Source organism: Bradyrhizobium sp. ARR65 (genome assembly GCF_000472385.1).
Taxonomy (GTDB): domain Bacteria; phylum Pseudomonadota; class Alphaproteobacteria; order Rhizobiales; family Xanthobacteraceae; genus Bradyrhizobium.
The window spans coordinates 170,102-183,124 of record NZ_AWZU01000012.1 but is presented as its reverse complement, the minus strand read 5'-3'; the positions used below and the strand labels follow the sequence as shown (position 1 = coordinate 183,124).

General features: G+C 63.9%; 11 protein-coding genes and 1 pseudogene. 6 read left to right on the top strand and 6 right to left on the bottom strand.

Annotated features, from left to right (window positions below; translation table 11 throughout):
- A pseudogene (locus F758_RS53290) lies at positions 1–319 on the top strand (IS701 family transposase); the annotation flags it as partial.
- A gap of 121 nt (positions 320–440) precedes the next feature.
- On the opposite strand, the gene F758_RS0116215 reads toward F758_RS53290, so the two are convergent.
- Both F758_RS0116215 and F758_RS0116210 read right to left on the bottom strand, forming a co-directional pair.
- Positions 441–1,196: a peptidoglycan-binding domain-containing protein gene (locus F758_RS0116215; RefSeq protein WP_024508842.1), complete on the bottom strand. Its 756-nt coding sequence runs from the start codon at positions 1,194–1,196 to the stop codon at positions 441–443.
- Complete coding sequence (locus F758_RS0116210; RefSeq protein ID WP_024508841.1) at positions 1,189–3,024, bottom strand: sensor histidine kinase; 1,836 nt, start codon at positions 3,022–3,024, stop codon at positions 1,189–1,191. The genes F758_RS0116215 and F758_RS0116210 overlap by 8 nt, the downstream gene beginning before the upstream one ends.
- Before the next feature lie 451 nt (positions 3,025–3,475).
- Here F758_RS0116210 and F758_RS0116205 point away from each other — a divergent pair, with 451 nt between their 5' ends.
- Entirely contained in the window at positions 3,476–3,913 is a 438-nt protein-coding gene (locus tag F758_RS0116205; RefSeq protein ID WP_024508840.1) for a DUF5330 domain-containing protein, read from the top strand.
- A 93-nt stretch (positions 3,914–4,006) separates the two neighbouring features.
- Positions 4,007–4,429: a SufE family protein gene (locus F758_RS0116200; RefSeq protein WP_024508839.1), complete on the top strand. Its 423-nt coding sequence runs from the start codon at positions 4,007–4,009 to the stop codon at positions 4,427–4,429.
- A 225-nt stretch (positions 4,430–4,654) separates the two neighbouring features.
- Here F758_RS0116200 and F758_RS0116195 read toward each other — a convergent pair whose 3' ends face one another.
- Positions 4,655–5,071 carry a Ros/MucR family transcriptional regulator gene (locus F758_RS0116195; RefSeq protein WP_024508838.1) on the bottom strand — a complete coding sequence of 139 codons (417 nt, stop codon included), beginning with the start codon at positions 5,069–5,071 and terminating at the stop codon, positions 4,655–4,657.
- Between the two features lie 183 nt (positions 5,072–5,254).
- On the bottom strand, positions 5,255–6,103 hold the full coding sequence (locus F758_RS0116190; RefSeq protein ID WP_024508837.1) for a hypothetical protein: 849 nt from the start codon (positions 6,101–6,103) through the stop codon (positions 5,255–5,257).
- Between the two features lie 319 nt (positions 6,104–6,422).
- Between F758_RS0116190 and F758_RS0116185 the strand changes: the two genes are divergently transcribed.
- The 3 genes from F758_RS0116185 to F758_RS0116175 all read left to right on the top strand — a co-directional run bounded on the left by F758_RS0116185 (position 6,423) and on the right by F758_RS0116175 (position 10,010).
- On the top strand, positions 6,423–8,072 hold the full coding sequence (locus F758_RS0116185; protein WP_024508836.1) for a glycosyltransferase family 39 protein: 1,650 nt from the start codon (positions 6,423–6,425) through the stop codon (positions 8,070–8,072).
- 126 nt (positions 8,073–8,198) lie between these two features.
- Positions 8,199–8,975 carry a class II aldolase/adducin family protein gene (locus tag F758_RS0116180; protein ID WP_024508835.1) on the top strand — a complete coding sequence of 259 codons (777 nt, stop codon included), beginning with the start codon at positions 8,199–8,201 and terminating at the stop codon, positions 8,973–8,975.
- A gap of 39 nt (positions 8,976–9,014) precedes the next feature.
- The gene (locus F758_RS0116175) at positions 9,015–10,010 is read left to right on the top strand and encodes an NAD-dependent epimerase/dehydratase family protein (protein ID WP_024508834.1); all 996 of its coding nucleotides are present in this window, start codon (positions 9,015–9,017) and stop codon (positions 10,008–10,010) included.
- Between the two features lie 244 nt (positions 10,011–10,254).
- On the opposite strand, the gene F758_RS0116165 is transcribed toward F758_RS0116175, so the two are convergent.
- Both F758_RS0116165 and F758_RS0116160 read right to left on the bottom strand, forming a co-directional pair.
- The gene (locus F758_RS0116165) at positions 10,255–11,667 is read right to left on the bottom strand and encodes a M20/M25/M40 family metallo-hydrolase (protein WP_024508833.1); all 1,413 of its coding nucleotides are present in this window, start codon (positions 11,665–11,667) and stop codon (positions 10,255–10,257) included.
- 15 nt (positions 11,668–11,682) lie between these two features.
- Complete coding sequence (locus tag F758_RS0116160; RefSeq protein WP_245286510.1) at positions 11,683–12,993, bottom strand: glycosyltransferase family 87 protein; 1,311 nt, start codon at positions 12,991–12,993, stop codon at positions 11,683–11,685.
- Positions 12,994–13,023: the final 30 nt, after the last annotated feature.

Genomic DNA, 13,023 nt, shown 5'->3' with positions numbered 1-13,023 from the left:
GCATTTCGAGGGCCGCGGATGGCGCGGCTTCCATCACCACGCCACGCTGTGCATTGCGGCCTACGGATTCCTGATTTGCGAGCGGACGACGATTCCCCCCTCAACAGTTGGTTCCACCNGGATACGCCCGAAGCTTGCCGTATCCAGCGGTTACCGACCCAGAGGCTCCGCCTCTGAGGCCGGAACGGCACATTCCGAACTCGATCGCGACTCTTCGCCGGCGGCTTATCACAGCTCTTGTTCAGACGCTGCCGCGATGCCCATGCTGTACTGCCCCGATCACGAAATCCAAACGGCGCAGCAATTTGTGACGCAGTAGAACTAGAGCATGACCCGGAAAAGTGTGCAGCGGTCTTTCCGAAAGGCTCACGCTCAAACAAAAACTCGAGACGCGCGATGAGGATTGATCTCATCGCGCTCCAGTCTAGAGCCGCAACCAACTACTCGACCGCATGGCCGGTGACGGCGGCCAGTTCGCGCACCAAGCGCTCCGATACCTGTCCGGTCACCGGCAGTCTGCGCTCGCGCTCGAACTTTTCGATCGCTACTCTGGTGTCCGGCCCAACGGTACCGGTCGGCTTCAACTGCCCGTAGCCATATTCGGTGAGCACACGCTGCACGGCCGCGACGCGGCGGGCGCCGGTGATCGGGACCGGAATCGGCGCCGGCGGCCGCAAGACATTCGTGGGGGGCGGCGACGCCTGGGTCGTGGCCTTCACCAGATTGGCCAACGGGTCACTCGACCTCTGGTCGGCGGATCGCCGTTCGACCGGCCTTGATTCGGCCGGTTGCGGTTCGACGGCTTTTGGTTCGGCGGCTCTCGATTCGACAGCTCTCGGCTCAGGCTTCGGATCGAACAGCCTGGATTCGCCAAGCTTCGGCTCGGCGGCCTTCGAATCCTGCGCGATCGCATCGGCCTCCGCGGGACGCGGGCGCGGCATCGGATTAACGGCGAAAGCGGAAGGCGGCGTCACGACGGAACCGAACATCGGCGCGGGATGCGGTCCGCTTTGCAGGAACAACGCATTAGTGACGATGGCGCTGCAGGCGGCAAAGGCAATTAGCCCCGCGACCATGTCCTTCGGACTGTAGAGCAGAATCCGCAGCCAAAGGCTGCGCTCGGGCTCAGCCGCGGCCGCGGCCGCGCCACGACGGCGGCGCGGCGTCTCGTCGTCGCCACTTTTCTTCCTAGGCACTTTTCTTCACCTGAACTATCTGGTCCTCCAGCGCCGGCCGCGAGGCCGGCGTCAGCATGGTGATATTGCTAGCGGCTTGCGGCTTCTCGAAGACAAGCGGCAAGGCCACTACAACTGTGGTTCCCTCGTCGACCTTGCTCTGCACCGTCAACTCGCCGGCGTGCAACGCCACCAGGCTCTTGACGATGGAAAGCCCGAGACCGGTCCCTTCGTGACGGCGCTGATAGGTCTTGCCGGCCTGGAAGAAGGGATCGCCGATTCGCTTGAGATCGTCGGCCGCGATGCCGACGCCGGTGTCGGTCACGCGCAGCAACAGGCGCGATCCCTCCACCTCCCCGCCCACGGTCACCCTGCCGCCGCGCTCGGTAAACTTGATCGCATTGGACACGAGGTTGAGGACGATCTGCTTGAACGCGCGCGGATCGCCGGTGATGGCAGGCAAATCCTGCGGCGCGTTGGCGATGAGATCGACACCGTTCTCGCGCGCCTTCAGCGCGAGCAAATTGCAGCAATTGATCAGTGCCGCGCGCGGCGCGAACGGTTCCGGCGAGATCTCGAAATTGCCGGTTTCCATTTTGGACATGTCGAGGATGCCGTTCACCACCGACAACAGATGCTGGCCCGAATCGTTGATGAGCTGGGCATACTCCTTGCGGCGCGCCGCATCCAGCATCAGGGCGTCTTCCTTGGCGATCATTTCGGAGAAGCCGATGATCGCGTTCAGCGGCGTGCGCAGCTCATGGCTCATGGTGGCGAGGAAACGCGTCTTGGCGGCATCCGCGGCTTCGGCTGCGCTGCGCGCGAGATCAAGCGCCTGCTCCTGCATCTTGCGCTCGGTGATGTCGCGCATCACCGCGACCACCTCGGCCTCACCGGTGTCGGTCACAGAGCCGGATCCGCCGAGCGGCCGGCAGCGCATCTCGACCCAGACGAAATCGACCGGACTGTCCGGGCCATGCGCGCCGGCGCGTGCCACATCGCGTTTCAGACGGAATTCGACGCTGCCCGCCTCGCTGCCGCGCGCCGCCTCGGAGAGCGCCGTCAGATAGGCCGGACGATCCGCGACATGGACGCGGTCGAACAGGCCATGCCCGAGCAGTTGCGCGGCCGGCGTGCCCAGCATCATTTCCGCGGCGGGCGAAATGAACTGCACGGCGCCGTTGCGGCGGTGGCGCGAGATCACATCGCTCATATTGAGCGCCAGCAGCCGATAGCGTTCCTCCTCTTGCGACAGCAGCTCCACGCTGGTGCGCGCGAGCGACTCCGCGCTGAACGCAAGGCCCGCGGCGTAAAGGGTGGCGGAGGCCACGCCGAAGGCCACCAGGCCGCCCTGCTTCGGCGCGCCGGCGTCGATGTGCGGCAACAGGTCGAAATGGCCGAGCGCAATCAGCAAGGCCGCGCAGGACAGCCCCAACGCTGCGGCGAATGCAACCACGCGGCGCGACGCCGACATCGCCGCTTCGAGCGGCACCACCACGAGCCAGATCGCTGCAAAGGAGGAGATGCCGCCGGTGGTGATAGCGACCGCCGTCACAAGACAGGCGAGCGCCAAGGACGACAGCACATGCGCGCTCTCGTAACGGCCGGTGCGCGACAAGAACCACGACAAGAGGATGGGCGCGATCAGCCAGGCAAAGGCAACGACTTCGAGCGCGCTGGGCGCGCCGCGCAGCACGAGGTAAAGCGGAAATGCCGCGAAGGCGGCCAGGCTGCCGAGCAGCCGCGGCGCGATGAAGGCGCGATGGCGTGCACGGGTCAACGCATCGTAGCGCGCCGATGGGTGCAGCAGCGCATCGAGGCAGTCGCGGATAATCTTCAAAACAGTCACGGCACTCGCGCCCTCGGCTGGTACGTCGGTCAAACGCGCCGGAACGCCCCCTTCGCCGCGCCACCGTGTCAGAGTGAAATTAAACGAACGCTAAGCGCACGCCGGCTCGCAGCCAAACAACGTCCATTGGCGGCTTTTTCGCTCGTCCCTATGCGGCGCATTCGACGCAGATGGTGAACGACAGGTTTCCGAAGGCGCCGACTTATGGTTTCGAAATGGTGGACGCGTCGCATATTCGCTCGCTTTGAACGAATCGCAGCAACCGAAAGTTTACGGCGATCCGCGAACGGATCCATTTTTGCGCAAATACCGCTCGAATTAAGCTCAACGCAATCAGTTGCGGTTTATCGAAACCTGCAAGGTCCGCGCTGATTGCGAGGTCAACCGCAACAGGCCTTGAGAGGCCGCAAAGCGTAACGGGACCTTCGTTAGGACGGAACGGGGTCGCGACATGTTTTTTCTGCTGCGCTTGGCATTCTGGCTCGGGCTCGTGCTCGTGCTGCTGCCGCGGGAAAAAACGCCCGAATCGGAGAAGCTGCCGCAGCTCAGCGTGTCCGACGCCGTGCACGCGGCGACCGCTGCCGTCTCGGACATGAGCCAGTTCTGCAAGCGCCAGCCGCAGGCGTGCGAAGTCGGCGGCCAGGCCGCGACCGTGATCGGCGCGCGGGCAAGCGAGGGCGCGCGCAAGATCTACCAGTCCATCACCGACAAGGACCAGAAACCCGAGGACAAGAAATCCGGTGCCGACAAGGGCGTCGACAAAAAGGCGCCCGACCACACCGGCTCGATCGGCGGCGATGGCGATCCGAATCCGGCCATGCCGGAAAGCGCCTCGCGCGACACATTGACGGCGGACGATCTCGCGCTGGAATGGCGCGGGGTACCCTGACGCCGCCTGCGGGAACCCCGAATCCGAAAGGACATGTCGCTTTCGGCGCTGCGCGACCCTATATAGGGCCTTGAGGGATCAACGCAGGCTGCCATGACGATCGACGACATCAGGGACAATTTTGCGCTGCTGGAGGATTGGGACGACCGCTACCGGTACGTCATCGAGCTCGGCCGCACGCTGGAGCCGCTGCCGGAAGCCGAACATTCGCCCGAGAACAAGGTGCAGGGCTGCGTCAGCCAGGTCTGGCTGTCAAAGAAGCTCGAGCGCGACGGCGACGACGTTGTGCTGAAGTATCGCGGCGACAGCGACGCCCACATCGTGCGCGGCCTGGTCGCAATTCTGCTGACGCTGTATTCGGGACGCAAGCCGCACGAGATTCTTGCAACGGATGCGATCGAGATTTTCGACGAGTTCGGTTTCCGCGAGCATTTGACGCCGCAGCGTTCCAACGGCTTACGCTCGATGGTCGAGCGCATCCGCAACGACGCGCGCACAGCGCTGGCCACGGCCTAGCCTGTCATCCCGGCGAACAGCGTACGCCCCGCCGGAATCGGCGCGGGTCACCCTCCTCCGCCGTGCCCCGGGCTTGTCCCGGGCATCCACGTCCTTCGTACGTACCACGGGTGGCAACGTCGATGGCCGGGACAAGCCCAGCCATGACGCGCGGGTTGGCTGCTGGCTCGCTCATTGAGCGCCGTGATCCTGATCCGGCCTTCGCCGGGACGACGGAGGATCAGCTTACTTCCGCTCCCGACGCCGCTGCTGGCCCAAGCCCATTTTCTTGGCGAGCTGCGAGCGGGCCACGGCATAGTTCGGCGCCACCATCGGATAGTCCGGCGGCAGGCCCCATTTGTCGCGGTATTGTTCCGGCGTCATGTTGTACTGCGTGCGCAGATGCCGCCTGAGCGACTTGAACCGCTTGCCGTCCTCCAGACAGACCAGATAGTCGGGGTGGATCGATTTCTTCACCGCAACCGCAGGCCTGGCCGGTTCGGGCGGCGCTTCGCTCCGGCCGCTGGACACGCGCAGCAAGGCCGCATGAACCTGGCTGATCAGGTTCGGGATTTCGGTGGCCGGCGTCGGATTGTTGCTGAGATAGGCCGAGACGATGTTTGCGGTCAGGTCGATAAAGCTCTTGCCGGCGGCATCTGTCATGAGGTGATACCTCTTGGAACCTCCGGTCGCGCGATCTCGCGACCAGGCGGTGTTCCCGCGAGCGTCAATACGCTGTTGGATTGGTTTTGATCTGGCGAATATGCGCGGAATACTGGAGCTCGACAACAACAACTGAGCTCAATTCATCAGAATCGCCCTAAACCGAAGTACAGGCCAGACTATTCACGAACGCTGATCGAGATGCGCGCGCAACTCGTCGATCGATGCGAAGCGCATCATGCCCTCCGGCATCTGCGCCTCGATGGAGCCGTCGGAATAGAGTGAATAGGCCATGCCGTCGACGACCCCCGACTTGATCACCGTCACCGCCGGCTGCTCTTCGCTCCCTGGCGGCTCGGCCGAACGCGCGGCTTCGGCCGTCTCCGGAGCGGGTTCCGCAGGCGCGGGAGGCACGCGGCCGGGTCGCCGCGGCACCGGTTCGAAGCCCCGCGGACGTTCCGCCCTCGGCCAGGCTGTTCCGAAATTTGGCGGAGCCGCCTCGCTCGCCTCCGACGGGGGCGGCGGAGGTGCCGCGGACTCGCGCTCGCGATCCTTTCTCACCGTCGATGAAAACAACAGGTTGCGCCGACGCGGCGGCGCCGGTTCGGCTTCCTCAGGCGGAGGGACCGGAGCTTCCTGGCGCGCCCGGTCGCGCAGGGGACCCTGCTCGCGCCACGGCGGCGTGGCCACGGAGAGGCTTGGGGCGGGCTCCGCCGCCGCGGGTGCGCCTCGATCGCGGGGGAACTGAAATCCCTCCTCGCCCGCCTCAGGGACGGCTGGCGCGGCGGCTGACGCCAGCGCCGGCCGGGGACGCGCTTCCTCCGCCATGCGGGGACCGAGCCGGCCGGCAATGTTCCTCAATTCCCGCACCACGACCGCCTGGGCGAGCACGATGATCCCGCTGCAAACGGCCACAGCTCCGGCCAAAATCAGCGTATTGCCGAAACTGAGTTCGAGCAGCAGCCCGTAGACGACCGCCACCAATCCGGCCAGGATGGCGCCGATTCCGGCGATCAAAAGAGCGATCATCATCGAATTATTCCCCCGGTCGCGCCCTTTGATCCGGCGCGGCACCGTCCCGCCACGATACCGTCATATGGTTCCCAGGGCCAACCGCCAATTGTCGCGTCGGTTCCGAAAAAGAAAGGCGATCAGGAGCTTATTCACACTCCCTTCAGCTTCGGACGATTAGTCATCGCCAAGCCTATCAAAGATTTGCGTTTGCTGCATCGCAGGGAAAATTAGTCACGATCGCCAATTACTTAACCCCGGGACTGCGCTATATGGGTGCCCGGGAATTGAGGCCCAAGGTGCGATCTGGGCCAATGGGGACGCCGGGTTACCAATCATCATGTCTTCCATCACAACTTCCGCCATCGACACGCCCTGGCGGCGCTCGATGGAGCGGACTTGCGACGATCTCGCGTTGCTCGTGCTGGCCGCGGTCGGCTTGATCGCCGCGCTCACGTTCCGCGACTATGGGCTGGGCTGGGATGACTACACCCATGCTGAATATGCCGACCTCCTGCTGCGCATGTACGGTTCCGGCTTCAAGGACACGGGCGCGCTGTCTTTCGCCAACCTCTATATGTATGGCGGCGGTTTCGACATGGCGGCCGCCCTGCTGCACAAGGTCATTCCGCTCGAACTGTTCGAGACCCGCCGCCTGCTGGGCGCCCTCGTCGGCGTGATCGGCCTTGCCGTGACCTGGCGGCTCGCGCGCCGTATCGGCGGCCCGCTCGCCGGACTTGCGGCGCTGCTCCTGCTCGCGCTCTGCCCCATCTACTACGGGCACATGTTCATGAACCCCAAGGATGCGCCCTTCGCGGTGGCGATGGTGATTCTGATGATGGGGCTCGTGCGTCTGGCCGAGGAATATCCCTCGCCCTCGCCCCGAACCATCCTGATCGTAGGCCTCGGTGCGGGCCTGTCCATCGGTTCGCGCATCCTCGGCGGTCTCGCCCTCGTCTACGCCCTGATCGGTTTCCTGCCGCTAGTCGTCGAGGAATTCCGCACCCAAGGGGGACTCGCGGCCGGCCGCCGCTTCTTCCACGTGGTCTATCTGCTGGTCCCTGGCCTCGTGCTCGGCTACCTCGTCATGGGCCTGATCTGGCCCTGGTCGATCATCGAGCCCGGAAATCCCTTCCTGGCGCTGACCTACTTCTCGCATTTCTTCGAGAGGCCCTGGAAGGAGATGTTCGATGGCGCGCTGGTCTCCGTGCCCGACATGCCGTGGTCCTATTTGCCGACCCTGTTCGCGCTGCAGATGCCCGAGGTGCTGCTCGCGCTCTCGATCGGCGGAGTGATCGGCACCTGCGTCATGCTGACGCGGCGTGACATCGCGGCGCGGCGCAAGACCATCCTGTTGATGCTGACCTTGGCGGCGACGCTGCCGATCGCGATCGCGATGGTGAAACGCCCGGCGCTCTATAACGGCATCCGGCATTTCGTGTTCGTGATCCCGCCGATGACGGTGCTCGGCGGCGTCGCGTTCGGCTGGTTGATGAAGTGGCTCGGAGAAAATCGCCGGAGCTGGCAACCCGTGCTGGTTGCCGCGTTCTGCTTCGGCCTGTTGCTGCCGCTCGGCGAGATGATCCGGCTGCACCCCTATCAGTACACCCATTTCAACTACATCGCCGGCACGGTCCGCGACGCCGACAGCCGCTTCATGCTCGATTATTGGGGCCTCGCCTTCAAGCAGGCCTCCGAAGAGCTGCGCCAGCAGCTTGAGGAGAAGCATGAGACGCCACCGGCGGGACGGAAGTGGAGAATGGCGGTGTGCGGGCCGCAGCGCCCGGCCCAGGTGGCGCTAGGTCCCGACTTCACCATCGACTGGCGCAGCCAAGCTGCTGATTTCGCCATGACGCTCGGCGAGTTCTACTGCAAGGGCCTGAACGCACCCGTCATGGTGGAGATCAAGCGCGACGACGTGGTTTATGCGCGGGTCTATGACATCCGCGGCCGCAGCATCGCCACGCTGCTGTCGATCCCGCCGCCGTAAGCCCCCGCGCTTTGCGGGCTTTCCCGAGCATGACTGCTGCGCGCAACCGCCGGCTTGCTGCGACAAGTTCGCAGCATTACGCTGCTGCGAGAGAAGCAGGGCTCGAAGGACTCGAAGGAGAGGAAGATGTCGCCAGCGGAAGCGCGCCTGAAAGAAGTGCCGTCGGATATGACGGAAGCCGAATGGAACCAGCGGATTAATCTCGCGGCGTGCTATCGGCTGGTTGCGCTGTTCGGCTGGGACGATCTGGTCGACACCCACATCTCGGCCCGCGTACCCGGACCCGAGCATCATTTCCTCATCAACCCCTATGGCCTGCTGTTCGAGGAGATCACGGCATCGAGCCTGGTGAAGGTCGATCTTCACGGCAACCAGCTCAGCAAGAGCGACTACAGCATCAACCCGGCCGGCTTCACCATTCACTCGGCGATCCACGAGGTGCGCGAGGATGCCATTTGCGTGCTCCATCTGCACACAGTGGACGGGACGGCCGTCTCAAGCTGCGCGGAAGGATTGTTGCCGCTAAACCAGACGGCGCAGCTCGTCACGCACGATCTCGCCTATCACGACTATGAAGGCATCGCGCTCGATCACGACGAGCGGCCGCGGCTGCAGCGCGATCTCGGCGACAAGAATCACATGCTGCTCCGTAATCACGGCACGCTGACGGTCGGACGCTCCGTGGCGTCCGCCTTCGAACGTATGTACCACTTGGAGCGTGCCTGCTCGATGCAGGTGCGCACCCGCATCCTGGGGCCGACCTATCCGGTGGACCAGGCGGCGATCGACAAAAATACAGAGCTTGTATCGAGCCGCGACCGTGCCGAATTGCGCGCGACCAAGCTGGTCTGGCCGCCCTTGCTGCGCAAGCTCGACCGCATCGACCCGAGCTACAGGACTTGAGAGGCCGCGAGCAGGCCGACAGCACGAAAGGTTGGAGAGGTGACTTTCATGGTGACCGGCAGTTCCGGCCATCTCGGCGAAGCATTGGTGCGCACCCTGCAGGCGCAGGGGCGCGAGGTGCTCGGCATCGATATCCGCGCGGGCGCTTTCACGCACGAGGTCGGCTCGATCACGGACCGTGACTTCGTCCGCCGCTGCATGAAGGGCGTCACGACGGTGCTGCATGCGGCGACCCTGCACAAGCCGCACGTGGCGACGCATCGCCGACAGGACTTTGTCGACGTCAACATCACCGGCACCCTGAGCCTGCTGGAGGAAGCAGCCGGCGCGAAGGTCGGGGCCTTCATCTACACGTCGACCACCAGCGTGTTCGGCGATGCGCTGGTACCGCCGGCAGACGAACCGGCGGCCTGGATCACCGAGGACGTCACCCCGGTGCCCAAGAACATCTATGGCGTGACCAAGGCGGCCGCCGAGGACCTGTGCCAGCTCTTCGCCCGCAATCATTCACTGCGGATCATCGTGCTGCGCACGTCGCGCTTTTTTCCGGAAGAGGATGACAACGCCGCCGTGCGCGCCGCCTTTTCCGACACCAATGCCAAGGCCAACGAGTTCCTCTACCGTCGTGTCGACATCGAAGATGTGGTCGAGGCACATCTTTTGGCCGCCGGCCGGGCGCCAAGGGTCGGTTTCGCCAAATACATCATCAGCGCCACCACGCCGTTCTCGCGCGACGACGTCATAGAGCTGCGCCATCAGGCGCCAGACGTGGTCCGCCGCCATGTGCCGGGCTATGAGCGGGAATATGCCCGCCGGGGCTGGCGCATGATTGCCGGCATCGATCGGGTCTACGTCAACGAGAAGGCGCGCACCGAGCTCGGCTGGCAGCCACGCCACGACTTTCGCTCGCTCATGACGCGCCTCGCGCAAGACGGCGATATCTTCAGCCCGCTGGCGCGCGCGGTGGGCAGCAAGGGCTACCACGACCGCGTCTTCAGCGACGGCCCCTATCCGGTTGAATCGAGCCCCGCCTGAAGATGTGATGGACGAATCCGCGAAGATGCGGTAAGCATCGCCCATACACCCTCTACACGTCTTTGGAATGAAACGCCGCCCAATCCCGGACGGCGTTTTTGCGTTCGGCCGGATTGTAGGGCAAAGGCGACTTGTCCGCCGGAGCTCGAAGAACGAAAGGCGGAAGCGTGCCCACCATTTCTCACGGGACTGCACCAAAGCTGGTGGGCACGGTGCTACGCGCCTTTGCCCACCTACGACTACGTTACGTCCGCGGCATCTCCGCCAATGCCGCGAGAATGCGCGCCCAGGAGCGGATGCCCTTGTGGAAGCTCTTCAGGTCGTATTTCTCGTTCGGGGAATGGATGTTGTCGTCGTCGAGGCCGAAACCGACCAGGAGCGAGTCGAGGCCGAGCGTCCTCTTGAAATCGGCGACGATCGGTATCGAGGCGCCGGAGCCGATCAGTTGCGCCTCCTTGCCCCACTCGTCGGTCAGCGCTTTTTTGGCGGCGGCAAGCGGCTTCATGTTCCAGTCAAGCGCGATCGCCGGCGCTGCGGAATGATCTCCGAACTCGACCTTGCAATCCTTGGGCACGCGCGCGGTCACGTAGTCGCGGAAGGCTTTGCGGATCTTTGCCGGCTCCTGCCCTTCCACCAGACGGAACGAGACTTTGGCGGAGGCCTGCGCAGGGATCACGGTTTTCGAACCCTCGCCGATATAGCCGCCGACGATGCCGTTGACGTCGCAGGTCGGACGCGACGAGATCTGCTCGATCAACAGGCGGCCCTTTTCGCCGGCGGGAATCGACAGCCCGATCGGCTTGAGGAAGGTCTCCGGCGTCAGGTTGAGTTTCTTCCATTGCTCGAGGATATCGGGCGGCAGGTCCTTCACGCCGTCATAGAAGCCGGGGATGGTGATGCGGCCGTCATCGTCGAACAAGGAGCCGAGAATGCGGGTCAGCACCCGGATCGGATTCTGCGCGCCGCCGCCGAACACGCCTGAATGCAAGTCGCGATTGGCGGCCTTGATCTTGACCTCCTCGTAAAGCAGCCCGCGCAGCGAGGTGGTGATGGCCGGCGTGTTCGGGTCCCACATGCCGGTGTCGCAGACCAGCGCAAAATCGGCTTTCAGCTCGTCCTTATTGGCTTCCAGGAACGGCACGAAGTTCTTCGAGCCGACCTCCTCTTCACCTTCGATCAAGACGGTGATGCCGACCGGCAACGAGCCGGTCACCGATTTCCAGGCCCGGCAGGCCTCGACGAAGGTCATGAGCTGGCCCTTGTCGTCCTCGGCGCCGCGCGCGACGATGATCTTGCGCCCGTCGGCGTGGTCGGTCACGACCGGCTCGAAAGGCGGCCGGTGCCAGAGCTCGAGCGGATCGACCGGCTGCACGTCGTAATGGCCGTAGAACAGCACATGCGGGCGCGAGCTGCCGCCGCCATTGCTGCTCTTGCCCACGATCGCCGGATGGCCGGCGGTCGGCCGCACCTCGGTGGCAAAGCCGATGCTCGCGATGTCCTTGGCGAGATGCTCGGCCGCCCTCTTGCAGTCCTCCGCAAAGGCCGGGTCGGCCGAAATCGATTTGATCCGCAACAGTGCAAACAGCCGTTCAAGACTGTTGTCGAAATCGGCATCGATGCGATCGAGGACTGAGTTGAGCTGCGACGCGTTGGACATCTCTTGTTCCTTTGCCTAGCTGCCGTCCGGCTTCGGTTTTAGCGCCGCTTGCGCCTTCGAGCCAGCCGCCTCCTTCTTCAGCGGGTGCAGGATATGCCAGACCAGGCCTGCGGCGATCACGGCAGTCGCCGCGAGATTATTGCCATAGGCCTGCAAATCCTTTGGGAAAATCGGGAACGACAGGAACATCAGCGCGCCCGCCAGCGCAAGCGTCAGCCAGCTCCACAGCCGGACCCTGGGCCTCGGATCATAGGCGCCGCGATGCATCAGGATCGTGATCGGGAAGAACAGCCACATGAAGTAATATTGCCGAGCCAAGGGGGATGCGACGGTCATCAGGCAAAACAGGATGCCCAGTTCTTCCGCATCCGATCGTTCGGTCCGCCGCGACGCCGGCGGCATCACCGCGATGAAGCCAAGCCCGATCAAGACCGAGACCGCGAGCACCACCAGGTTCGCCGCCTTGAACGAGATATCGACCACGTTCATGGTGCGGACGGGCTTGCCAGGATCGTCCTGGTTGTAATTGATCGGACGCGTCAAGCGGTGTGTCACCGCAATGATCGATTGATTGACCCACGACCAGTTCTGCTCGTCACGCTGGCCAAAGCCCTTCTCCGAGCTCGACCCGACCATGCCCTGATACCAGGTCTTCAGCTCCGCGATATTGTGCTGGAAGCCGCGCACCGGCGCCGGCACCACGAACAGGAACACGAGGAGAAAAACCAGCATGCTTGCGAGCGACGTCCATTGCCGCCGCCAGACGAGATAGGGAAGCACCGCGATCGGGAACACCTTGAGCGCGGTGGCGAGCGCAAACATGCTTCCCGCCATCCATGGCCGCTGATGCTGCAGCGTCCAAAAGCCGTACATCATCATCGCCAGCAGCACGAGATTGGGCTGACCGAGATCGAACATGTCGAACACGAAGCCAATGGTGACGAAGCCGGAGAAGAAATACAGCCATTGCCCGGGCACCCTGCCCGATCCTGCCATGGCGTGAGAAAGCTGGGCCGTCATCCACCACGCCGCCGCATTGAGGAGCGACAGGCAGATGTAAAGCGGGATCTTGCCGAACCAGGCGGGGATCGCCAGCAGCACCGCCGACAACGGCGGATAGATGAAATCGAAAATCGCGTTGGGATCGTTCGGATAGAGAGGCTTGCCCTGCAGCACCTGCTGGCCGGCCCAATACCAGAGCGGATAGTCCTTGGTCTTGCCGAGCGTGCCCCAGATTTCCGGCACCAGGACGTCGGCCGTCAGCACGATGCAGCAGAACAGGAACAGGATATCGACCGGGCTCCGCAGCGACGGAAGTCTCGGCAAGCTCGCTTTTTCTGAGGTCACGCGACTTTG